This is a genomic window from Gardnerella coleohominis (genome assembly GCF_002896555.1).
Classification (GTDB): domain Bacteria; phylum Actinomycetota; class Actinomycetes; order Actinomycetales; family Bifidobacteriaceae; genus Bifidobacterium; species Bifidobacterium vaginale_F.
Genome location: NZ_MNLH01000043.1, coordinates 1 through 352, shown reverse-complemented (window position 1 = coordinate 352; position 352 = coordinate 1). Strand labels below are relative to the sequence as shown.

Annotated in this window: 1 pseudogene; it reads left to right on the top strand. The window is 36.4% G+C overall.

Annotated elements, in window-relative coordinates:
- Nucleotides 1–274, top strand: a pseudogene (locus tag BFS05_RS06645) (amino acid ABC transporter permease); the annotation flags it as partial.
- Between the last annotated feature and the right edge of the window lie 78 nt (nucleotides 275–352).

Here is a 352-nt window from a genome sequence, read left to right as displayed (position 1 = left end):
GGGTATGGGTAGGTCTTTGATGATGCGTCGTATTATTTTGCCTCAAGCTATGCGTATTATTATTCCGCCTTTGGGTAATGAAACTATTGGCATGCTTAAGACTACGTCTTTGGTTTTGGCTGTTCCTTTTACTTTGGAGCTTCAGTTTGCTACTAATGCTGTTGCTAATCGTATTTATAAGCCGATTCCGCTTCTTATTGTTGCGGGGCGAGCAGTACTAATTTATCCAGGGCACGCTTATCTTCTGCAGTTAATTTATTTCGAAAATACATAGCATAAATATTTATATATTTAACTAAACTTCATAAAACTCTTGAAAAAAATACATATTCGTGATTTCCTTACATACGGG